Genomic DNA, 22,001 nt, shown 5'->3' with positions numbered 1-22,001 from the left:
AGTGAAACGATGCATCGCCGATGGTAGTGTGGGGTTTCCCCATGTGAGAGTAGGTCATCGTCAAGATTGAACTCCAAAACCCCTGTCTGCTAGCGCAGACAGGGGTTTTGTCGTTTGGGGCTATAAGTCGGCACAATTTTTAGTTTCCTCACACATGCCTACCGCTGGTCAGTTTCCTGCTTAAAAATCAGAAACGTCTCACAATTTTCTAAGCTTTACCGCGGCTTGGCCGAAAGCCTGACGAGCCATGCGTGCACCGAAATAGAGCGGCCCGAGAAGCTGCCTATACCGTTACATGGAATGTTCCGCTCGGCACGCTCACCCCCCTTTGGCAAAAGAAGTCGATGAAATGAATCTCAAGTTCAGTCATAAAATTCTGTTGGCCGCGTCAGGCGTCGTGGTTCTGGCCTTCGCGTTATTCACCCTCTACAACGACTACCTGCAGCGCAGCACGATCAAGCAGAACCTGGAGTCGTCCATCCAGCAATCCGGTGAACTCACTGCCAGCAGTGTGCAGAACTGGCTTAGTGGCCGAATATTGGTACTCGAAAGCCTTACGCAAAACGTTGCTCACCAAGGCAGTGGTGCCGACCTTCCTGGCCTGGTTGATCAGCCGGCGTTCACTGATAACTTCCAGTTCACCTATGTTGGCCAAACCAACGGCGTGTTTACCCAACGTCCTGACGCAAAAATGCCCGACGGCTACGACCCCCGTCAGCGCCCTTGGTACAAACAAGCCGTAGCAGCAGATAAACCCATGCTTACGCCACCCTATATGGCAGCGGTGGGTGGGCAGATCGTGACCATTGCCATGCCGGTGAAAAAGAACGGCGAGTTGCTCGGTGTGGTCGGCGGTGACCTGAGTCTGCAGACCCTGGTGAAGATCATCAACTCGGTGGATTTTGGCGGCATTGGTCATGCGTTCCTGGTCAGTGGTGACGGGCAAGTCATCGTCAGTCCCGATCAGGACCAGGTGATGAAAAACCTCAAGGACATCTACCCCGGCACCCAAGTGCGCATTGAGAAGGTCAGTCAGGACGTCGTTCTCAATGGCCAGGACCGAATCTTGTCATTCACCCCTATCAGCGGCTTGCCAGGCGCGGATTGGTATATCGGCCTGTCGATTGATAAAGACAAAGCCTACGCACCACTGGGCAAATTCCGGACATCTGCGTTGATTGCCATGTTGATCGCCGTGGTTGCGATTGCCGTGCTCCTGAGCTTGCTGATTCAAGTCTTGCTGCGACCCCTGACCACTATGGGCGTGGCGATGCAGGATATCGCCCAGGGCGAGGGTGACCTGACCCGTCGTCTGGCGGTCACCAGCAAGGACGAATTTGGCGAGGTCGGCAGTGCGTTCAATCAGTTCGTAGAGCGCATCCATGCTTCGATTTCGGAAGTGTCCTCGGCTACCCGCCAGGTGCATGACTTGTCCCAGCGTGTGATGGCCTCGTCCAATGCCTCAATCGTCGGTTCCGACGAGCAAAGCGCGCGCACTAACAGCGTCGCCGCAGCGATCAATGAACTGGGTGCCGCCACCCAGGAAATCGCGCGCAACGCCGCCGATGCGTCACAACACGCCAGTGGTGCCAGCGAGCAGGCCGACGATGGCCGCAAAGTGGTCGAGCAGACCATCCTTGCCATGTCTGAGTTGTCGCAAAAGATCAGCTTGTCCTGCACCCAGATCGAGACCCTGAACGCCAGCACCGACAACATCGGTCACATCCTTGATGTGATCAAAGGCATCTCCCAGCAAACCAATTTGCTGGCGCTTAACGCTGCCATCGAGGCCGCCCGTGCAGGTGAGGCCGGGCGAGGCTTTGCAGTGGTCGCCGACGAGGTGCGTAACCTGGCTCACCGCACCCAGGAGTCGGCCGAGGAGATCCACAAAATGATCACTTCGCTGCAAGTAGGCTCGCGCGAAGCGGTCACCACCATGAACGCCAGCCAGGCCTCCAGCGAAGAAAGCGTAGAAGTCGCGAACCAGGCTGGTGAGCGCCTGGTAAGTGTGACGCAGCGGATCGTTGAGATCGACGGCATGAACCAGTCTGTCGCCGCAGCTACTGAAGAACAGACGGCCGTGGTGGAAACCCTCAATGTGGACATCAATCAGATCAACTTGCTGAACCAGCAGGGCGTGGCGAATCTCAATGAAACCCTGAAGGATTGCGATGCCCTGTCGCAGCAGGCCAATCGTTTGAAGCAATTGGTCGATAGCTTCAAGATATGACCCGCTGATTCAACGGCGGGGGCGCATCGAGTCGCTCCTGCCGTTTAGCTGAGCATTCGACGGACATTGTCCAGGGCGCTGCTGGCAAAGCCTTGCACAAACTGTTCGAACCCCTCGTTCGCCTCCTCTGTGGGCTCTGCAATAATTGTCCACATCACCTTGGCGCGCTCCGCTTCAATTGCTTCCACTTGGATCGCCGCCCATAGTCTGGCCACACCCAGGGTGTTGTAGATCGTGGTCCAGGTCATGTGCATAGCCTGCTCGTCCCGGCTATTGAGTTGCTCCACTACACAATTGCCATCGCGGAAGAATTTTGTCCGCAAGGCGCCCACGCCTGAGCCCATCATTTCGATATGGCTCAAGTCCGGAATGAACATATCGAAGCCGGCAAATCGTCCCACCATGTCCCACAGGCGAGAGGCGGAGCAGTTGACCACAACGGACGCCACTATCGGCAGGCCACTCGGGTTGCGGATTAATGTATCGGGTTGCAGCAGTTTCATGAGGTTGTCCTGGGGTATTCAAAGAAAGCCGATGGCCTTGAGGTAACTGCAGCCTTTGCTCAACAGTGCCGTGTCCTTTGCGGGGTAGTGTTCACCCATCTGCTGGACACCTATTCGCGCGTTGTCATAACGAATCATTGAAGTGTCCCCGATGTCTTCGTCGAGGCGGTCGAGGTAAAAACCGAGCACGCCAAACAGTGCGTTGTCCTGGCTTACCGTTCGCAGCGCCTGCTGCCATTGCGCTATGCCCACTCGCTTGAAGCGATGGCCCGCCCGACTGAACGCATCCAGGTAGTGCGCCCAGCTCAACGGTTGTGGGTTATGCAGGTTGAACACACTCCGGCTGGCGTGAAAGCGGGTGCAGTGGAATGCAATGAAGCGAGCCAGAAAGTCCACCGGCATCAGGTCGAAGTTCAGCGCCAGCCGGGGCAGCAGGCCCAGTTGCAGTGACCCCTTGAGCATCAGCATCAGGCGATTTTTTTGCGGCTGGCATGCACCGTTTCGGCTGTTGAAGCTGATATTGCCGGGACGATGGATATTCACCCAGGCACCGCGCGCCACCGCATGCCCCAACTGTCGCTCCGCAACCCATTTGGACAGGTTGTAGCCATTCTTGATGTACAGCGGCAGCGTGGTAGAGGCGGGTGCTTCGAGGACATAGCCCTGCGAGTCGACACTGCTTGAGGCCGACAGTGTCGAGACAAAGTTGAAGACTTTCTTGCGGTGGGTTTCACACAAGCGCAGGCATTCGCGTATGGGGTCAACGTTGTCCCGCGTCAGTGACGCATAGTCCATCACGTGATTGACCCGCGCCGCGTTATGGACCAGCACGCCGAAGTCTCTGGCGAGAGACTCATGCACAGCGCCAGCCAGGCCCAATCGAGGTTGGCTGATATCGGCCGCATATACCTTCACTCGGCTCAGGTCCACATGCTCCAGGCGGTATTCATGTAACGCCTGGATGAGTCGTGACATTGGCGACCGCCCCGGTTCCTCACGTACCAGGCACGCCACCTCGGCTGCACCAGCGGCCAGTAATGCTTCGACGATATGGACACCCACAAAACTGTTGGCTCCGGTCACGATCACTTTGTGCGGATCACCTGCACGGTCCTCGGGCAACGTGTCGAGCACCCACTCCGATTGAGCATCACGGGCGGCCCGGCCGGATCCTGCATCGGGTCGTTCACCGTTCTCCACCAGCGTTGCGAGCGTACGAATCGTCGGCACTTCAATAAAGTGACTCAACACAAAGCTACGGCCGAATTGCTCGCGAACACGCAGCAGCAAGGTCGATAGCAAAATCGAATGCCCGCCGAGATCAAAGAAGCTCTGGTCAATAGACAGATTACCTGCGGGCACTGCCAGCAGCTCGCTCCACAAGCGGGACAACCGAACGTGAAGCGGACTTTTCGCGGCACTGCCGTCTGCTTGCAACGCAGACCGAATCGGCAGTGCCAGCAATGCCGGCCGGTCGACTTTCCCATTGACGGAGCACGGCAGGTGGGGCAACACCTCCCAGAAGCCCGGCTGCATGTAGTCTGGCAGCCATTGTCGTGCATGGTGCTTCAGGGCGGCCACGCTCGCGTCTGGTTCAGGCTGGGCGATGTAGCTGCGGATCCTGCTGTCCCGGTCGATTACTACCGCCACCTGGCGATACAGCCGACTATTGCGCAGGCATTGTTCAATCTCCTGCGGCTCGACCCGAAACCCGCGGATTTTCACTTGGTCATCACGCCGTCCACCCAGCACGATCCCGTCGGCGGTCCATCGTGCCAGGTCGCCACTGCGGTAGGCCCGCAGTGGCTGACTCCCTGGTACCGCCAGTTCCACGAAAGGACTGGCAGACGGTTGCGACGTGCCCACATACCCCAAGCTGACTCCGGGGCCGACGATGTACACCTCACCCATCACCTCTTCATCCACCGGTTGCAGAGTGTCATCGAGGATCAGCACCTGGCTGTTGGCGATGGGGTAGCCGAGGTTGCGGTTGCAGTCACCGGGGAGCAGTGTCCGATGGGTGGCCAGCACCGTGGTCTCCGTGGGCCCGTACAGGTTGTGAAACCGGCACTGCCCTGCCAGGCGTTCGATGACATGGGGTTCGCACACATCGCCGCCGGTCAGCAGGTGCGTCAGGCCCAATGGTTGATCAAGCGGCAGGATGCTCAACAGCGCAGGCGGCAAAAAGGCATGGGTGACGCGTTGCTGGTGGAGCAGATCCAACAGTTGCTCAGGGGCGTGCCGTTGCTCGGCGCTGGGGACGATCAACTCGGCACCCGCTATCAGGGCGGGGAAAATATCGATCAGCGATGAGTCGAAGCTCAATGGTGAGAACTGCAAGACACGGCTCTGGTCATCCACGTTCATACAGGACCTGAACCAGGCCGTGAAATGCGCCAGGTTTGCCTGGCTGAGCAGCACGCCCTTGGGTTGGCCTGTGGTGCCAGACGTAAAGAGCGTCATGCAGGGCGCATCGGGGTGGGGGCGAGCTGGCATCAGCGCAAGCGTGAGGTCGACATGCCTGAGGTCGAGACGGGTGACATCCAGTGCAGTGAAGTGCGCTCGCAAAGGATGTTGACCGGCGTCCAGCAACACATGCGCCCCTGCGGTCTCGAGCATGACTTGATGGCGTTGTGGCGGGTGGTCCGGGCCCAGCGGTAGATACACCGCTCCACAGCCGAGCACCGCAAGGATACTCGCGTACAACTCGATGGATTTTTCCAGGCACACGCCAACCACGGGGGGCGCCTGCGTATTGCCCAGCATGGGGTGTAACTGTTGCTGGATCGTGAGGGCCTGGACGTGCAGCTCGCGGTAAGTCACTACACTACCGGCGATCCTCAGCGCCGGTCGATCAGCGGACCTATGGAGGCTGGCCTGCACGCGTTCAATCAAGGGCACCTGAGCTTCGCGCAGTACAGCGAGGTCTTCGGTGCGGTTGAATCGATGGACAAACGCCAGCGCGTCAAGCGCATCCAAACCCTGCTCTGGCCAGTCATTGGCAACCGCACTCACGGAGAAATATCCAGGGTCCCGTGAGAAACGACTGACGTGCAGCGCGACCCATTCCACCAATGCGTGGCTCACTTGCTGGCGTAACCGTTGCCCGTTGCCCGTTGGTTCGTCGGCGATGTCCAGGACTCCCGACAAGCTCCGGCTGGCTCCATAGGCGCGCAACTGCAGCGCGGGCAGTCCGCAGTCGGGTACCGGGCCAACGCCCAGGCGCAGGCTCAACGCTGGGGTTGGGTCTGTCGGGTCCCGCAGCGGCTGACGTCCGTCGTCTATCCACAGGTCGACGCCTTCATCGCTCGAGACATGCCCATGCTGTTCCAGCTCCCGTCTGATGGCGTCCAAGGCACTGCTGGCACCGGAAAATCCGATTGTCAGGCGCTTCATGTCGCGCCCCCGGGCATCGGCAAATAGTCTTTCAACGCGTGCACCACGCTCGGTGTCTGCAGCAAACCGCTGTGTTGCAGGAAGCCAAGGATATTGCTCAACAACGGGTGCCGGCGGGTGATGGGGAAGGTGAGCGCGGCGATTTCATTGCGCAACGCGTTGCGCAGGCTGGCGTCGATGTCGAGGTGTTCGATCAAGTGAAGGTCAAAGTCTTTTTGCAGATCGTTCGTCAGGTACTGAGCCAGGAACGTCGGCAGTACCTTGGCAATACTGTCGCGATCGTCCGCGTTCGCGGCTTGCCAATACATGCGTACGAGTCGCGTCCAGAAGTGCGCGTGGCGGCCTTCATCAAACAGGTGGTCGGCCATCAAGCCACGGATGGAGGCTTTGACACTGCTGTCCTTGGAGAATGCTGCTACATCATGGGTCACCGTGTTTTCGGCGATGGCCACGGCAATCAGTTCTACTGCATCGTGCAGATGGGCTGGCGCCTGGGCTTGTGCTGTCGGCAGTGCGCGGGTCAATTCGATTTGCCTGGGTAGCTCCAACGGCTGTATGCCGGTCAGGGCCACGGTTTGCTGCAGGAAATCCAGTGCGACCAGCGCGTGGTAGTCCTCGTCCACGACGACTGTCATTGCATCAACGCGGCACGCCAGCGGGAAGGGGATCGAGAAGCGGTTCTTGGCGATGCTGCGCGCAGTCTTGTCGACGATCTCCGTCTCGAATATCACCACGTCGTTGATGAACTTGTAGAAGCTCTGCACCAGCACGAAATCGCGCCATTGCGGGCAGTGTTCAAGAAAAGTCGCACTGAGCACCAACGGTTGGCGGCACAGTGGGTAGATCAGCTTGTCATCGTTTTCCAGCAAACGGCGAGGGCGTGTACGGATGGTTGCACGGCGCTCCCAGTCGTCGGCGATGGATGGGTAGTCGCCGGTGTTCATGGGCGCACCTCTTGCAACGAGCCCTGAACCTCATCCCAGAACGCGATGCGGTTTTCCATGGCGGTAAGGGCTGCGTCATGGGCCTGTTGCGCGTGCGCCGGGTCTGCGCTGGCGAGCCGTTCGAGCAACCGCTCGGCGGCCGGCCCATGCTCCTGGGCGTCCATCTCAATGTGACGCTTGAGGTAGGCGCACAAGGTAGGCGCCTGGTGGTGGAGGCGTTGATCGGATTGCAGGATGCGCTCGAACATTATCGGGATGACATGCTCGCGTCCGTACAGGAATGTTGCAGCCACACAATGGGTGGGAGCGCTCAGCGCAAGGTTCAAGGTGTCGCTGACAAAGCGCGCCACGCCAGGAAGAACCTCGACTTCCTGTAAGGCAGCATGTGCTTCCAGGCCTTGGCGTTGCAGCGTAATAAAGCGGTTGATAGACGTGGTGCTGGCGCCCACTTCGGCCATGGCCTCCAGATAGAGTTCGAAGTGGCTGCAATAGCCTTGCGCGGGATGTTCGTCCGACTCCTCGCCCAATACGATCTCATTGATCAGACGTGCGGCCAGCGGGTCTGTCGGTGGCAGCCAGGGCAGGCGTGTACAGGTCAGATCCTGTTGCAGGCGTTTGGCGAGGGTCATGAAGTCCCAGACTGCAAATACATGGCTCTCCATGAAAAGTTGTAACTTCCGTAAGGAAGTTATTTCTGAAAATAACGAATGACTGCATAACTGCAGTTTTGCTGTTTCAAGTAACGGTTGATGCATGGTTGATGCCTATAAGTTGTCGCGTCTGCTGTGTAAACAGCGATGAGTTCTTTATGGTTGGCAGGGGGAAGTCGTTGTTAAACGGCTGCTGGCGTGCAGGGTCGCTAAATATGACGAGTGCCGGGGTTGTTAATAAATATAATAAGCGGGTTAAACAAGTTGGCGAACATACAAATATGTTAGAAGTTTTTCTAAATAATATTTATGTAAGTTGGCGTCTTGGTTGTAAGTGGGAAGTTTCTTCGGGGCGAGGCGCTCACCGTCAGTCAGGATGCCCCGCCACAGGGAAGGTCGGGGCAAGAGGGCCGTGTGCCTTACTGCGTATCTTTCTTGCCTTGGGCATCCAGACCATTGAGGTACGCTGTGATCACTTCCATGCCTCGCATCAAGTGATTGCGCAGCGTCAGGATGCTTTCCTGGGTTTTCTTCCGCGCCACCAGGTTCAGCAGTTCGCGGTGGTCTTCCTGGGACGTCTCGCCCAGCCCCATGGCCTCAAGGTTATAACGCAGGAAACGCTCCTCTTCGTTCAACCCATGCTCCACCAATTTGAGTAGCCTTTGGTTCGGGGCTTTGCCATAGAGGGCCATGTGAAACAGTCGATTGAGGCGGCCCATTTCGGCATAGTCTTTTTCCTGCTCAAGAGCACAAATAATGGCGTCCGCCTCGGCAATATCGGCCTCGGTGAGCAAAGGAATCGACAAGCGCAGCGCCTCAGATTCCAGGAGCATCCGCAGTTCATAGGTCTCGGCCGAGTTGTCCTCGATCAAGGGGGCAACCACGGCGCCTTTGTGCGTTACCACATGCAGCAGTGATTGGGCTTCCAGCTGGCGCAAGGCTTCCCTCACCGGCATGCGGCTGACTCCGAACAGGCTGGCCAGTTCCTGTTGACGCATAGCGGTACCGCAGGGCAATCGACCATCCAGGATGGCGTTGCGCAAGGTTTCTTCAATCACGGAACGAGCAAGATGCGCGGGAATAGGACCGCTTATCTTGATGCTGTTCAAAGGGTTCGGCTTCTGCGTCACGGTTACGCTATCCTCCTTTTTCTAATTGGGTAGCTAATTGGATCCAATGCACACTAGAGACTGCCCATGAGCTTGTCAAACGGGCACGGTTTCGGCTTGTAAGCGGTTCAACACCATGCTCTCAGCGCCCACAGCCGGCATTTATGGCGTCTTACGCAACCAGGTTCATTGAGCCTGTTCCAGCAGCCACCAATGGCAAGACCGCCGGCGATGTACTCAAAACACTTTGCCGTTGCAATTTATTTCCCAGGTGCCAGAGGGATGAGTTCTCACGGTACTTTCCTGCATATGGATATTCATTAACGGTATTTAAATTGAAGTTCTTATATCTATAAAGTCGCTCTCCTGACTGACCGGGAGTGACCTCATGTCCGCCACCTCTACTGTTCCAACAGCGACCGCCACCGCCCAAACCTTCGAGATTCTTCCTTTTTCCGGCAGTGTCGGCGCCGAGATCATCGGCCTGGACCTGTCGCGTCCGGTCAACGATCAGGATTTCACCCGCATCCATCGAGCGCACCTGGACCACCACGTCGTGGTGTTTCGCGACCAACGCATCACCCCCGAACAACAGATTGCCTTCAGTCGCCGCTTCGGTGTGCTGCAGATCCACGTGCTCAAACAGTTCCTGCTGGCCAACCACCCGGAAATCCTGATCGTCTCCAACATCATCGAAAACGGCCAATCCATCGGCCTGGGAGATGCGGGAAAATTCTGGCATTCGGACCTGTCTTACAAAGAGCTGCCGAGCCTGGGCTCGATGCTGCACGCCCAGGAACTGCCGTCTGAAGGTGGCGATACCCTGTTCGCCGACATGCACAAAGCCTGGGACCAGTTGCCCGAGCACCTGCGTAAAGCCGTCGAGGGCCGCAGCGCCGCGCATTCCTACACCGCGCGTTACAGCGAGACCAAATTCGAAGGTAACTGGCGCCCCACGCTGACCCCAGAGCAGCTCGCCCAAGTCGCGGAAGTCGTGCACCCCATCGTGCGCACCCACCCGGAAAACGGCCGCAAGGCGCTGTTCGTCAGTGAAGGGTTCACTACCCGCATCGTCGGCCTGCCGGAAGACGAAAGCCGTGACCTGCTGGCCCAGCTCTACGCCCATAGCGTGTTGCCACACAACATCTATCGCCACCAATGGCAGCCCCACGACCTGGTGTTCTGGGACAACCGCTCGCTGATCCACCTGGCCGCCGGCTGCCCAAGCCACCTGCGCCGCAAGCTGTTTCGCACCACCATCCAGGGCGATGCGCCTTTCTGATCCCCATTTGCGCCAAGTGAGATGAAATGAACATGCCCCTGCAAGGCCACGCGGCCAGCACTCTGAACACGGCGCAGCCGCTGCTGGCGGTGGATAACGTCAGCCTGGAATATCGCACGCCCGAGCGGGTGGTGCGGGCCACCCACCAAGTGAGTTTCGAGATCGACCCGGCCGACCGCTACGTGCTGCTCGGCCCGTCGGGCTGTGGCAAATCCACCTTGCTCAAGTCCATCGCCGGGTTTATCAAACCCTGCGAAGGCGAGATCCGCCTGTTGGGGCAAAAGGTCGAGCAACCCGGCCCGGATCGCATCGTGGTGTTCCAGGAGTTCGACCAGTTGCCGCCGTGGAAAACCGTCAAGCAGAACGTGATGTTCCCGCTGTTGGCCTCGAAGACCTTGAAGCGCGCCGAAGCTGAAGAGCGCGCGCTGCACTACCTCGACAAAGTCGGCCTCAGCGCCTTTGCCGATGCCTATCCACATACCCTTTCCGGCGGCATGAAAGCCCGCGTCGCCATCGCCCGCGCCCTGGCCATGCAGCCGAAAATCCTGCTGATGGACGAGCCCTTCGCCGCCCTCGACGCCCTGACCCGACGCAAAATGCAGGAAGAGTTGCTGCTGCTCTGGGAAGAGGTGCGCTTTACCCTGCTGTTCGTCACCCACTCCATCGAAGAAGCGCTGGTGGTGGGCAATCGCATCCTGTTGCTGTCGCCTCATCCCGGGCGCGTACGTGCGGAAGTCCACAGCCATCAATACGACCTGCACAGCCTTGGGGGCGTGGCGTTCCAGGCATCGGCGCGGCGCATTCATCGCCTGCTGTTCGATGAAGCACCCGAGGCCGAACGTGAGTTGGGTTTCGCCGATATCCGCATCGCTTACTGAAGGGTCAACCCAATGCGCGAGGAATTTGAAATCACCCTGGAACCGCTGCTCAGCGTCCCTGTGGAACGCGAGTTGCCCCTGCGACAGCGCCTGTGGCAACAAGGCTGGCTGCGCAAGGGCCTGATCCTGATTGTGCTCGCCATCCTTTGGGAAGCCGTTGCACGCTACCAGGACAACGACCTACTGTTGCCGAGTTTCTTGCAGACTTTTCATGCGGTGTACGACGGCCTGCTCAGTGGTGAATTGCTCAGCAAAGTCAGCATCTCGCTGGCCGTGCTGATCAAAGGCTACCTGATCGGCATCGTGCTGGCGTTCGCCCTGACCACCCTGGCGGTGTCGACCCAACTGGGACGCGACTTGCTGAGTACCCTGACCTCGATGTTCAACCCGTTGCCGGCGATTGCGTTGCTGCCGCTGGCGCTGCTGTGGTTCGGCCTGGGGCAGAACAGCTTGATTTTTGTGTTGGTGCATTCCGTGTTGTGGGCACTGGCACTCAATACTTACTCGGGGTTCCTCGGCGTGTCCGAAACCCTGCGCATGGCCGGTCGCAACTATGGCCTCAAGGGCATGCGTTTTGTGCTGTTCATCCTGATCCCGGCGGCGCTGCCGTCGATCCTCGCGGGCCTGAAGATCGGTTGGGCATTTGCCTGGCGCACCCTGATCGCCGCCGAGTTGGTATTCGGTGCCACGAGCGGCAAGGGTGGCCTGGGGTGGTACATCTTCCAGAACCGCAACGAGCTGTACACCGACAAGGTGTTCGCCGGACTGGCGGTGGTGATCCTGATCGGACTGTTGGTGGAGAACCTGGTGTTCGACACATTCGAGCGCTTGACCGTGAAACGCTGGGGCATGCAACGTTGAATACGCTACGATTGCGTCAAATTCACGCGCCACCGATCACGAGTGCCTGGCATGCAACTACCGGACATGAACCTGCTGGTCGCCCTCGACGCCCTGCTCGACGAGGGCAGCGTGGTCGGTGCCGCGCGCCGCATGAACCTCAGCCCGGCGGCCATGAGCCGCACGCTCACGCGTATCCGCGAAGCCGTGGGCGACCCGATCCTGGTGCGCGCCGGTCGTGGCCTGGTGCCCACGCCCAAGGCCCTGCAGTTGCAAGGCCAGGTGCGCAATGTGGTGGAGCAGGCGGCGCTGCTGTTCCGCTCGGCGGACCAGGTGGACCTGAGCACCCTGCGTCGCCGCTTCAGCGTGCGTGCCAATGACTTTTTCATCGGTGTGTATGGCGGGCGCCTGTTCGACACCATGGAGCGCATGGCCCCCCTGTGCGAACTGTGCTTCGTGCCCGAAGGCGACACCGACGACGAGGCGCTGCGCGAAGGTCGCCTGGATCTGCGGGTGAGCAACACCATGCCCGCCAGCCCTGAAGTGAAGGTGCAGAACCTGTTCTCCACTACCTTCGTCGGCCTGGCGCGGGAGGACCATCCGTTGTTCGATGAGGAAATCACCGCTGCACGTTTCGCCAGCTATTCCCATATCAGCATCTCGCGGCGCGGTATTGCGCGGGGGCCGATCGATACCGCACTGAACGCCCAGGGCCTGGAACGACGCGTGGCGATGATCGCTCCGGGCTTTCACGGTGCAATGTTCATGCTGCCCGATTCCGATTTGCTGTTGCCGGTGCCCAAGGAAGCGCTGCTGAGCGCCACGCGCCTGAAACTGCCACTGCGCGCCTTCGCCTTGCCGATCTCGTTGCCGACCCTGGTATTGGCCCAGTCCTGGCACCCGCGCTTCGACAAGGACCCCGCCCACAAATGGCTGCGTGAAACCATGCGCGAGAGCTGTCACGCCACGTGGCTCGAAGCCCAGCCCGCCTGACAATTGCGTTTGGCGCACTTATATCCTGCCAACAAGTAACTTTTTGTCATGTGTGTGCCTGATTAAACTACTCGGGTATTGATCATTCCGAGTTACCTGTTCATGACTTCCCTCGCTGCCCCCACCCTTGCGGCCGCAGCCAAACCCACTGCCATGACTCCGCCCGTATTCGGCCCGCGCATCATCATCGGCCTGGTCGGGGTGTTGCTGGCGGTGCTGGTCTCCGGTCTCAACGAGATGGTCACCAAAGTGGCTCTCGCGGATATCCGTGGCGCGCTGTACATCGGGTTTGACGAAGGCACCTGGCTGGTCGCGGCCTACACCGCCACTTCCGTGGCGGCCATGGCCTTTGCGCCTTGGTGTTCGGTAACGTTTTCCCTGCGTCGCTTCACCTTGTATGCCATCGGGTTGTTCACGGTGCTCGGCATCCTGTGCCCGTTCGCGCCGAACTACGAAAGCCTGCTGGTTTTGCGTACCGTGCAAGGCCTGGCCGGCGGCGCGTTGCCGCCGATGCTGATGACCGTGGCCCTGCGTTTCCTGCCGGCCAACGTCAAGCTGTACGGCCTGGCCGGCTACGCACTCACCGCCACCTTCGGCCCAAGCCTCGGCACACCGCTGGCGGCCCTGTGGACCGAGTACGTCGGCTGGCAGTGGGCGTTCTGGCAAATCGTCGCGCCGTGCCTGCTGGCCATGGCCGCCGTGGCCTATGGCCTGCCGCAAGACCCACTGCGTCTGGAACGCTTCAAGCAGTTCAACTGGCGCGGCCTGCTGCTGGGCTTCCCGGCGATTTGCATGCTGGTGATCGGCATTCTGCAAGGCAACCGCCTGGATTGGTTCGAGTCGGGCCTGATCACCTTCCTGCTGTGTGGCGGGGGGGTGTTGCTGGTGCTGTTCATGCTGAACGAATGGTCGCAGCCCATTCCCTTCTTCAAGCTGCAGATGCTCGGCCTGCGCAACCTGGCGTTCGCCCTGATTGTGCTGGCGGGCGTGCTGATGGTGTTGACCTCGGTGATCATCATCCCGTCGAGTTTTCTCGCCCAGGTGCAGGGTTACCGTCCACTGCAAACCGCGCCGGTGATGCTGCTGATGGCGATCCCGCAGTTGATCGCGCTGCCGCTGGTGGCGGCGTTGTGCAACTTGCGCTGGGTCGATTGCCGCTGGGTGCTGGGGATCGGCCTGGGCATGCTGGTGCTGTGCTGCGTGGGCAGTGCGCATCTGACGTCAGCGTGGATTCGCGACGACTTCTACGGCTTGTACCTGCTGCAAATCTTCGGGCAACCGATGGCCGTGCTGCCGCTGCTGATGCTCTCCACCGGCAGCATCCAGCCCATGGACGGGCCGTTTGCTTCGGCCTGGTTCAACACCATCAAGGGCCTAGCCGCCGTGATCGCCACCGGCGTGCTCGATACCTTGACCACCCAGCGCCTGCACTTCCACTCGACCATGTTGGTCGATCGTCTGGGCAATTCGCCCCTGGCCGACGGCGATGCGCCGGGCCTGGCGCACCGCCTGCATGAGCAGGCCGTGGTGCTGACTTCTTCGGATTTGTACTACGTCATGGCCGCGGTCGCGGTGGCGTTGATCCTGCTGATTTTCTGGATGCCCACGCGGATTTTTCCGCCGCGCGCACCGACTTGATTGAAAGGACTGTTCATGAAACGCAAAGACAAAATCGCCGTCGCCGTCATCGCCATAGTTGCCGTGGGTGTGCTGGTGTACCTGGTCGCGCCGGGCGTGTTGGGCAGCAAGCGCCAGACCACCAACGACGCCTTCGTCGCCGCTGACTTCACCCTGGTGGCGCCGCGTGTGGCCGGCTTCATCAAGGAGGTGCTGGTGGAAGACAACCAGCGCGTCAAGGCCGGCCAGCTGTTGGCACTGATCGACGACCGCGACTTCCGCGCCGCTGCCCAGGCTGCCGATGCCGACGCCTTGGTCGCCCAGGCCCAACTGAAAAACGCCACTGCGACCCTGGAGCGCCAAAGCTCGGTGATCGCCCAGGCCCAGGCCACCGTTGCAGCGGATCGCGCCGAAATGGCCTTTGCCGAACACGAACTGAACCGCTACAACCACCTCGCCGGTGTCGGTGCCGGCACCGTGCAGAACGCCCAGCAAGCCAAGACCCGCATCGACCAGGCCACCGCACGCCTGGCCAACGCTACGGCGGTGCTGGCGGCCGAGCGCAAGCAAGTGGAAATCCTCACCGCCCAGCGCGATGCCGCCGAAGGGGGGCTCAAACGTGCCCAGGCCGCGCTGGAACTGGCCAGTTATCAACTGTCGTATACGCGCATCGTCGCGCCGGTGGATGGCATGGTCGGCGAGCGGGCGGTGCGGGTGGGCGCCTATGTCACACCGGGCAGCAAGATCCTTGCGGTCGTGCCGCTGGAGGACGCTTACGTGGTGGCCAACTTCCAGGAAACCCAGCTTTCCCACATGCACGCCGGCCAAGCGGTGCAGGTGCGTGTCGACAGCCTGGACGGCGAGTTGCTCAACGGCCATCTGGATAGCCTCGCGCCTGCGACAGGCGTGACGTTTGCCTCGGTCAAACCGGACAACGCCACGGGCAATTTCACCAAGGTGGTACAGCGCATTCCGGTGAAGATCATCCTCGAACCCAACCAGGCTCACATTGAACGCCTGCGTGTCGGCATGTCGGTGGAAGCCAGCGTCGACACTCGGCCGGTCGTGCAAGCGCGTGAGGTGGCCCAGCAATGAAGCGAGTTGCCTGGCTCACCTTGAGCCTCATCAGCCTGAGTGCCTGCACGGTCGGCCCGGATTTCCACACGCCGCAGGGCCCGCAAGTGACGCAATGGAGCGAGCCCCAGGGGCGCCAGGCGGCCAGCCGCGCCGTCAGTGATCCTTTGCAGGAACGCTGGTGGGATGTGTTCCACGACGAGCAGCTTTCGGCCCTTACACGCCGTGCGCTCACCGATAACCTTGACCTGAAACTGGCCAGCAGCCGTCTGCAACAAAGCCGGGCGGTACGCCAGGTGACGACCGCCGAGCGCTACCCCGAGGTTGATGCGACGGGGGCTTACCAGCGCAAACGCAACAGCGGCCAAGGCCTGAGCGACCCGTCCGGCGAGAACGGCCGTGCGGCGTTCAACCAGTGGGACGCGGGCTTCTCCGCCTCCTGGGAGCTGGATTTCTGGGGCCGGGTAAAACGCGAAACCGAAGCCGCCGACGCCACCCTGCAAGTCGCCGAAGACGACCGCCGCGCCGTGCTGCTGTCGGTACTCGCCGAGACCGCCCAGGACTACATCCAATTGCGCGGCGTGCAGAACACCCGCGCCGTCACCGAACAGAACCTCGACGTCGCCCGTCACAGCCTCAAGCTGTCGCAATTGCGACTGGCCGACGGCGTGGCCACCGACCTGGATGTCGCCGAAGCCGCCGCCCAGGTCGCCGCCATCGAGGCGCGCCTGCCGGATCTGCAACAGCGCCAGGACCAACTGATCAACGCCCTCAGCCTGTTGATGGGGGCGCCGCCGCAGGCGCTGCACGCGCAACTGTCCAAGGACGCTGCCGTGCCGCAAACCCAGCGCCAGGTCGCGATCGGCCTGCCTTCGGAACTGGCCGAACGCCGCCCGGACATCCGCCAGGCCGAGGCCCGCCTGCACGCCGCCACTGCCAGCATCGGCGTGGCCAAGGGCGACTTCTACCCGCGCATTACCTTGTCCGGCAGCCTCGGCTCCCAGGCCATGCAACTCTCGGACTTCGGTTCCTGGAGCTCCCGTGCCTTTGCCTTCGGCCCGCAGTTCAGCCTGCCGCTGTTCAACGGCGGGCGCCTGCAAGGCATGTTGAACCTGCGCGAAGCCCAGCAACAGGAAGCGGCGCTCGCCTACCAGCAAACCGTGCTGCGCGCCTGGCATGAGATCGACGACCAGTTGACCCGCTACAACGCCAGCCAATTGCGTCGCGACAGCCTGGCCGAAGCCGTGCGCCAGAACCGGATTGCCCTGCGCACGGCGCAGCAGCAGTACGTGGAAGGCGTGGTGGATTTCGTCAACGTCCTCACCGTGCAAAGCGCACTGTTGGCCACGCAGGAGCAGTGGGTCGAAAGCTCGACCGGCGTCTCTCTGGCGATGGTTGGCTTGTATAAAGCGTTGGGCGGAGGATGGGAATCGGTGTATCCGTTGCGAACGGCGGGCGCGGCTCAGGTTAGGGATTCTGCAAAAACACCACGTACCCCCGAAACCACTCGCTCCCCTGCAAATACCCCGGCGCTTCCCACTCTCCACCCTGAATCAACCCGATCTTGAACGGCAGCCCCAGCCGATTCATGCGTGGCAAGTACGCCGCGTAATCCGGGATGCTATGGCGCCCCTGGTACGTCTGCACCACCACCTCATCCACCACGCCCTTGAGTTGGGCGATGGCAGCCGGGTCGGCGTTGCTGCTCCAGTCCATCAGGCCGGTGATGCTCAGGCGCAGGTCGGCCGGCAAACGCCGGCGCAGGTCGCGCAAGAACCCGGCGTATTCGTGCAGGTATTGGGTGCGCGCATCGAAGTCGATCTGGATACCGACCACCGGGTTGCCCGCGTCGCGCCAGCGTTGCACCTGGCCGAGCAGTTGGCGGTAGACCGGCTCGGGCCAGCGCAGGGTGTGGGCGCGGTAGACGATCCAGATGTCGCCCTGGGTCAGGCGCGGCACGCTGATGCCCTGGGCGATCATCCGCACGCCGAGCTGAGGGGCGCGGCGAGTCGAGTTGATCTGGCCCTGGAGGATATACAGGGTCTTGGCCTGCTTGAGTACCGGCTGTGGGGTGACCCCACTCCACAGCCAGAAGGCGTCATAGTCGCGGGCGTCGACAGCGCCGAAGGCCGGGCTTGCCAGCAACAGCAAGCCGAGCCACAGGTGCTTCACCAGTAGTACTGCAGGGACTTGCCCCACTGGGTGTCGGCGAAACCGGTTTTCAACTGGCGGAACCACGCCTTGCGCACGGCCGGCTCCACCTCGACGCCGCCGCAGCTGTTGTAGCCCGATGGCCCGTAGCAGTTGATGGCGCGAAACAATGCATAGGCTTTGTCGTTCTTCGGCGCCTTGGCGTTGCCGATCACTTGCTTGTAGCCGTCCAGGCGCGAGAAGGTTTCACCCTTGAAGTCCGACGCGGTGCTGCCCAGGCTGCCGGCGGCGCGTGCCTGTTCCAGCGGCATGCCGTCCAGGCCGTTGCGCAGGATGAACTCGCCCAGGCAGTTGAGGCCCTGTGGGTTTTTGGCATCGGCCTGCAAGGTTGTGGCGATCTGCGCGATGCTCGGGCAGGCGTAGCCGGACTCGGCTTTGTCACCGTTCCACTGGAATAGCTTCAAGGTCTGGCTGGCGCTGTAGACGTAGCCCAGGCTGGTGCCCAGCTTGTCTTCCGGGGCGCTGGCCGGCAGTTGCTTGAGGTCCTCGGCGAAGGTGGCGAACTGGCCGCGCAACAGGTCTTTGTAGAGCAGCACGAATTGTGCGGTCTGGCGTTCCAGCGGGTCGCTGGCCTGGGCGATCTGCTGGCGCAGCAACTCAGGGCCGGCGACGTTGCGCAGCAGGATGTAACGCACCTGCTTGGCGCTGATCGGCGAGTCGGCGGCGAACACCTTGGCCAACTGGCCGCTGCGTTCGTAGTTCATCGCCAGGGCCAGTTCCACCTGATCGCGTTGCAGCGGCAATTTCGCCAGGGGCAGCAGTTGCAGCCAGAGCGCTTCGGCGCCTTTCCAGTCTTTTTTCTCTTCCAGGGCGAGTGCGCGCAGGGTCTGTTGGCTGAAGGCGAAGTAATTCAGGTTCGACGGCACGCTTTGCGGCAACAGCTTCAGGGCGGCGTCCGGTTGATGCTCGCTGTACAGCGCGTTGACCGCCAGCAGGTAGTCATACAAGTCCGGCGCACTGGCGAACGCGGCTTTTTGTTTTTCCAGATCGGCGCGGGAGAGGGCGGGCTGGTTGCCGCCGCGCATCACCATCAAGTCACTGACAAACTGGATCATCGGTGTGGAGACGGTCTCGCTGTTGACCATCAGCAGCTTGAGGTCGGCTTCCTCCACCAGCTCATCCACCGACACATTGCGCTGTGTGTCAGTGGCCTGGGTCATGGCCCAGGCGTAGGCCTCGGCAAGCTTGCTGTTGTCATCCCCCAGCCAATAAACCCGGCGCAGCAGGCCTCGGGCGGAGGCCACGTAAACGCCTTGTGGATAAGTCTTCAGATAGCCGAGAAAACCTTGTTCGGCGTCGTTCAAGGCCGACTTGTCCACACGCGCGAGTTGCGGCATGCCGTATTCGTCGAAGGCCTCGGCCTGGGCCAGGTTCAAGGACGTGCGTGCCGTCATGTACAGCGCGGTTTCCTTCAGCCAAGGCAGAGGGCTGGAGCTGGCGGCGGCAAACCCCCGTTCGGCATCGCCGAAACGGCCGCTGTAGAAGTCGGCAGCGGCTTGCAGGTAAGTGCGCAACAGTTGGCCATCGGCGGACTGGATCTGCTGGGCGTCGACTACCTGGCCTTCCCACGAGCAGGTCGTCAGCAACTGCAAGCGCGCCTTCACCAGCAACTCGCGTTCGGCCGCCGGCATGTCGGCCTTGGTCACCTGGCTGATGAACGCGGTGGCGCTGTCATCGTCGTTGCTGCGGCAGCGACTGCCTTCGCCACTCAGAAACTCTTCCCCGGCGGTTTTGTACTCGTCACGCTTGATGCCCAGGGGCTGGAGCAGCGCGTCCAGTTCGGCAGTGCGCGAGTCGTCGGGCTTGTTATCCGGTTCTTCGTTGGTGCTCGGAATCGGCGCCAGGCGGTAGACCGGGAAGGGCACCGCGCCAAAGCCCTGGGACAGATCGTCTTCGCTCAAGGCATTGGGTGCCAGGGGCGCCGCGTTTTGGTCGGCCAGCAGCAGGCGCAGGTTGACGCGACTGTCGTTGCCGGGGCTGAGGAAAGGCAGGTTGCTGCACGAATCGAGGCTGTCACGCGAAACCCGCCAGTCGGGGTAGCACGAGTCGTCGGAACTGGCCTGAGCCTGTAGGGAAATAACGGCGAGCAATGCCAGTGCCAGGGGTGACAGAAAACCGATGCGCATGACGTGTCCTTGATCCTGAGTCCTTGGAGGGGCGCAATAATAGCCTGTTCCTGCGGTTGCTTCGGAGAAGCCCTGCACAAATTGCTGATTTGTCCGATTCCAGCGGCGGATCCTGGGCTTTTGTCCTAGAGTGGCGGTGTTTGCGCTTGGGCAATCAGGGGAATTGAGGTGCGTCGGTCTGTGGTAGAGCAAAACGAAAAGGTCGGGACGTTACCGGCACTCAATCGCCTCACGTGGGAAGGTGCCGGCTGGATCAGCGGTCTCTGGTGGTTGCCGATCCTGGCGCTGGCCATGGCCCTGCGGTTTTACCACCTGACGGCGTCGGCGATCTGGGGTGACGAGGGTTCGAGCCTGCTGCTCAGCGAATACGCCGTGGGCGACCTGTGGTTCCACGCCGCACACGACGTGCACCCGCCGCTGTATTTTTTCCTGCTGCGCGGCTGGATCGAGCTGTTCGGCGACAGCATCTGGTCGATTCGCGGCATGAGCGCCATTCCCGGTGTGGTCGCCGTGGGCCTGGGCGTCTGGCTGACCCGGCAACTCTCCACCCGCCGGGCGGCGGTGCTGGCGGGGATCCTGCTGGCGCTGTTGCCGACGGCGGTACGCTACAGCCAGGAAGTGCGCATGTATTCGCTGCTCGGCGTGTGGCTGCTGGGCGCCACGCTGGCGTTGGTGTACTGGGTGCGCCAGCCCGAGCGCACGCGTTATCTGGCGGCGTATGTCGTGTTGATGAGTGCCGGTTTCTACACCCACTACTTCACCGCGCTCTGTGTGCTGGTGCACTGGGCTTACCTGGGTGTGTTGTGTGGCACGGCGCCGCGAGGCCAGCGCCTGATCACGCGTCCGGCCTGGTGGGCGGCCAACGCTGCGATTGTGCTGTTGTACCTGCCGTGGCTGCCGAACCTGTTGGACCTGGTGCAGCATGTCGAACAGCTCAAGGTGGGGGGCGACATCGGTTGGGAGGATCCCGTCAGCCTGTTCTCCCTGCCGTCGATGATCTGGCAGTTCGTGCTGCAGGATGAAGGCGTCGGCTTCTGGGCGCCGCTGTTCTGGCTGTTTCCGCTGCTGCTGGTGGCGGTGGTTGTCATTACCGCCTGGCGCGATCGCGAAGGCCACCGACCGGCCAGCCTGTTGTTGCTTTTTTTCCTGTTGCCACTGTTGCTGGTCTACGGCGTGTCGTTTATTTCCCCGGTGTTTATCGAACGTTACCTGACGGTGTACGCCCTGGGCTTGCCGATCCTGCTGGCGATGGCCATTGATCGTCTGCCGTCGCGGTTTGCACTGCTGGGCGCGGCATTGTTTGTGCTATTCGTCGGCGTCGAGCTGGTGGGATTGAAGAACAATTTCACCGTGGATGAGCACGACCAGTTCAATGTGCCGGTGGAGTTCGTCAACCGCAATTACCAGGAAGACGACCGCATCGTCCTCAGTGACATGTTGTGGTACCTGAGCTATGTGTATTACGACCAGACCGATGCCCAATTGCAGCTCTACACCCCACCTAAGCCGGATGGCACCTCAACCCGGCCGAATGCCTATGGTTTCGGCACCCTGGTGGACCAGGACGGCGGACGCATCTACCTCGACCGCCTGTCGGCACTGCCCGCCGAAACCCGCCGTGTGTGGCTGATCAGCAGCAATGAAGCGCCGGACGAATTCGCCCCGCTGCCCGAAGGCTGGCGCGAACTCAGTCGCCAGGATGGCGGAGGCGCCAGGGCGCGCTTGTTCGTGTTGTGCAACGTCCCGTCGGCGCAACCCGAGGGCTGCCGCTAGACTGGGTAAATGCTTTTCTATCAGGAGCCCGTCATGCAATCGCCCGTACATAGCTTGCCATCACTGTTCAAACAGCTCGGGCTGCCGGATGACCCGGTGAGTATCGAGAAATTCGTGGCGGTGCATTCACCGCTCAAACCGGAGCTGAACCTGGCGGATGCGTTTTTCTGGACGGACAGCCAGAAGGCGTTTTTGCGCGAGGAGATTCTGGAGGATGCGGATTGGGCAGAGGTGGTGGATGAGTTGAATTTGATGTTGCGGGGTGGGCGAGGGGTGCAAAAAACTTAGCAGAAAGGGCAAAAGTTGAAAAAATCTGGTGAAGGTTAAAAAAATCTGAGGTTTTTCCGCGTTAGTGAACTTTTTCTGACGCACGGG

At 60.9% G+C, this 22,001-nt stretch carries 17 protein-coding genes; 10 read left to right on the top strand and 7 right to left on the bottom strand.

The window, feature by feature from the left end:
• Nucleotides 1-349 precede the first annotated feature (349 nt).
• Nucleotides 350-2,230 carry a methyl-accepting chemotaxis protein gene (locus BMX59_RS12805; protein ID WP_071489588.1) on the top strand — a complete coding sequence of 627 codons (1,881 nt, stop codon included), beginning with the start codon at nt 350-352 and terminating at the stop codon, nt 2,228-2,230.
• Nucleotides 2,231-2,274: 44 nt separating this feature from the next.
• Here the strand turns inward: BMX59_RS12805 and BMX59_RS12800 are convergent, their stop codons facing one another.
• The 5 genes from BMX59_RS12800 to BMX59_RS12780 form a co-directional block, all read right to left on the bottom strand.
• Nucleotides 2,275-2,733 (bottom strand): SRPBCC family protein, encoded by a 459-nt coding sequence (locus BMX59_RS12800; RefSeq protein ID WP_092248780.1) that lies wholly within the window; start codon nt 2,731-2,733, stop codon nt 2,275-2,277.
• A gap of 18 nt (nt 2,734-2,751) precedes the next feature.
• Complete coding sequence (locus BMX59_RS12795) at nt 2,752-6,129, bottom strand: amino acid adenylation domain-containing protein (protein ID WP_093121921.1); 3,378 nt, start codon at nt 6,127-6,129, stop codon at nt 2,752-2,754.
• Nucleotides 6,126-7,073 (bottom strand): diiron oxygenase, encoded by a 948-nt coding sequence (locus BMX59_RS12790; protein ID WP_093121915.1) that lies wholly within the window; start codon nt 7,071-7,073, stop codon nt 6,126-6,128. Before BMX59_RS12790 ends, BMX59_RS12795 begins: the two co-directional genes overlap by 4 nt.
• Nucleotides 7,070-7,828, bottom strand: coding sequence for a DUF3050 domain-containing protein (locus BMX59_RS12785; RefSeq protein ID WP_092248771.1), 759 nt, complete (start codon nt 7,826-7,828; stop codon nt 7,070-7,072). Before BMX59_RS12785 ends, BMX59_RS12790 begins: the two co-directional genes overlap by 4 nt.
• A gap of 314 nt (nt 7,829-8,142) precedes the next feature.
• Entirely contained in the window at nt 8,143-8,853 is a 711-nt protein-coding gene (locus BMX59_RS12780; RefSeq protein ID WP_071489593.1) for a GntR family transcriptional regulator, read from the bottom strand.
• 367 nt (nt 8,854-9,220) lie between these two features.
• Here BMX59_RS12780 and BMX59_RS12775 point away from each other — a divergent pair, with 367 nt between their 5' ends.
• From BMX59_RS12775 to BMX59_RS12745, 7 genes are all read left to right on the top strand, one after another.
• Nucleotides 9,221-10,114 (top strand): TauD/TfdA dioxygenase family protein, encoded by an 894-nt coding sequence (locus tag BMX59_RS12775; RefSeq protein ID WP_071489594.1) that lies wholly within the window; start codon nt 9,221-9,223, stop codon nt 10,112-10,114.
• Nucleotides 10,115-10,140: 26 nt separating this feature from the next.
• Entirely contained in the window at nt 10,141-10,992 is an 852-nt protein-coding gene (locus BMX59_RS12770; protein ID WP_071489595.1) for an ABC transporter ATP-binding protein, read from the top strand.
• A 12-nt stretch (nt 10,993-11,004) separates the two neighbouring features.
• Nucleotides 11,005-11,853 (top strand): ABC transporter permease, encoded by an 849-nt coding sequence (locus tag BMX59_RS12765; RefSeq protein ID WP_093121908.1) that lies wholly within the window; start codon nt 11,005-11,007, stop codon nt 11,851-11,853.
• Between the two features lie 51 nt (nt 11,854-11,904).
• Nucleotides 11,905-12,825: a LysR family transcriptional regulator gene (locus BMX59_RS12760; protein ID WP_071489597.1), complete on the top strand. Its 921-nt coding sequence runs from the start codon at nt 11,905-11,907 to the stop codon at nt 12,823-12,825.
• Between the two features lie 102 nt (nt 12,826-12,927).
• Nucleotides 12,928-14,463 carry an MFS transporter gene (locus tag BMX59_RS12755; RefSeq protein ID WP_093121964.1) on the top strand — a complete coding sequence of 512 codons (1,536 nt, stop codon included), beginning with the start codon at nt 12,928-12,930 and terminating at the stop codon, nt 14,461-14,463.
• 15 nt (nt 14,464-14,478) lie between these two features.
• Nucleotides 14,479-15,537: an HlyD family secretion protein gene (locus tag BMX59_RS12750; RefSeq protein WP_093121903.1), complete on the top strand. Its 1,059-nt coding sequence runs from the start codon at nt 14,479-14,481 to the stop codon at nt 15,535-15,537.
• On the top strand, nt 15,534-17,084 hold the full coding sequence (locus BMX59_RS12745) for an efflux transporter outer membrane subunit (RefSeq protein ID WP_256572955.1): 1,551 nt from the start codon (nt 15,534-15,536) through the stop codon (nt 17,082-17,084). The genes BMX59_RS12750 and BMX59_RS12745 overlap by 4 nt, the downstream gene beginning before the upstream one ends.
• Here the strand turns inward: BMX59_RS12745 and BMX59_RS12740 are convergent.
• Nucleotides 16,984-17,688 carry a DUF3142 domain-containing protein gene (locus BMX59_RS12740; RefSeq protein ID WP_093121898.1) on the bottom strand — a complete coding sequence of 235 codons (705 nt, stop codon included), beginning with the start codon at nt 17,686-17,688 and terminating at the stop codon, nt 16,984-16,986. The genes BMX59_RS12745 and BMX59_RS12740 overlap by 101 nt on opposite strands.
• Complete coding sequence (locus BMX59_RS12735; protein ID WP_093121892.1) at nt 17,685-19,853, bottom strand: PA5441 family protein; 2,169 nt, start codon at nt 19,851-19,853, stop codon at nt 17,685-17,687. The genes BMX59_RS12740 and BMX59_RS12735 overlap by 4 nt, the downstream gene beginning before the upstream one ends.
• 168 nt (nt 19,854-20,021) lie before the next feature.
• Between BMX59_RS12735 and BMX59_RS12730 the strand changes: the two genes are divergently transcribed.
• Nucleotides 20,022-21,626: a glycosyltransferase family 39 protein gene (locus BMX59_RS12730; RefSeq protein ID WP_093121887.1), complete on the top strand. Its 1,605-nt coding sequence runs from the start codon at nt 20,022-20,024 to the stop codon at nt 21,624-21,626.
• A gap of 33 nt (nt 21,627-21,659) precedes the next feature.
• Nucleotides 21,660-21,914 carry a DUF2789 domain-containing protein gene (locus BMX59_RS12725; RefSeq protein WP_058425812.1) on the top strand — a complete coding sequence of 85 codons (255 nt, stop codon included), beginning with the start codon at nt 21,660-21,662 and terminating at the stop codon, nt 21,912-21,914.
• The last annotated feature ends 87 nt before the right edge of the window (nt 21,915-22,001 follow it).

Origin of the sequence: Pseudomonas sp. NFR09 (genome assembly GCF_900111535.1) — a bacterium.
Classification (GTDB): Bacteria; Pseudomonadota; Gammaproteobacteria; order Pseudomonadales; family Pseudomonadaceae; genus Aquipseudomonas; species Aquipseudomonas extremorientalis.
Note: the sequence above shows the minus strand (reverse complement) of the source record. Positions and strands in the feature narration are given on the sequence as shown.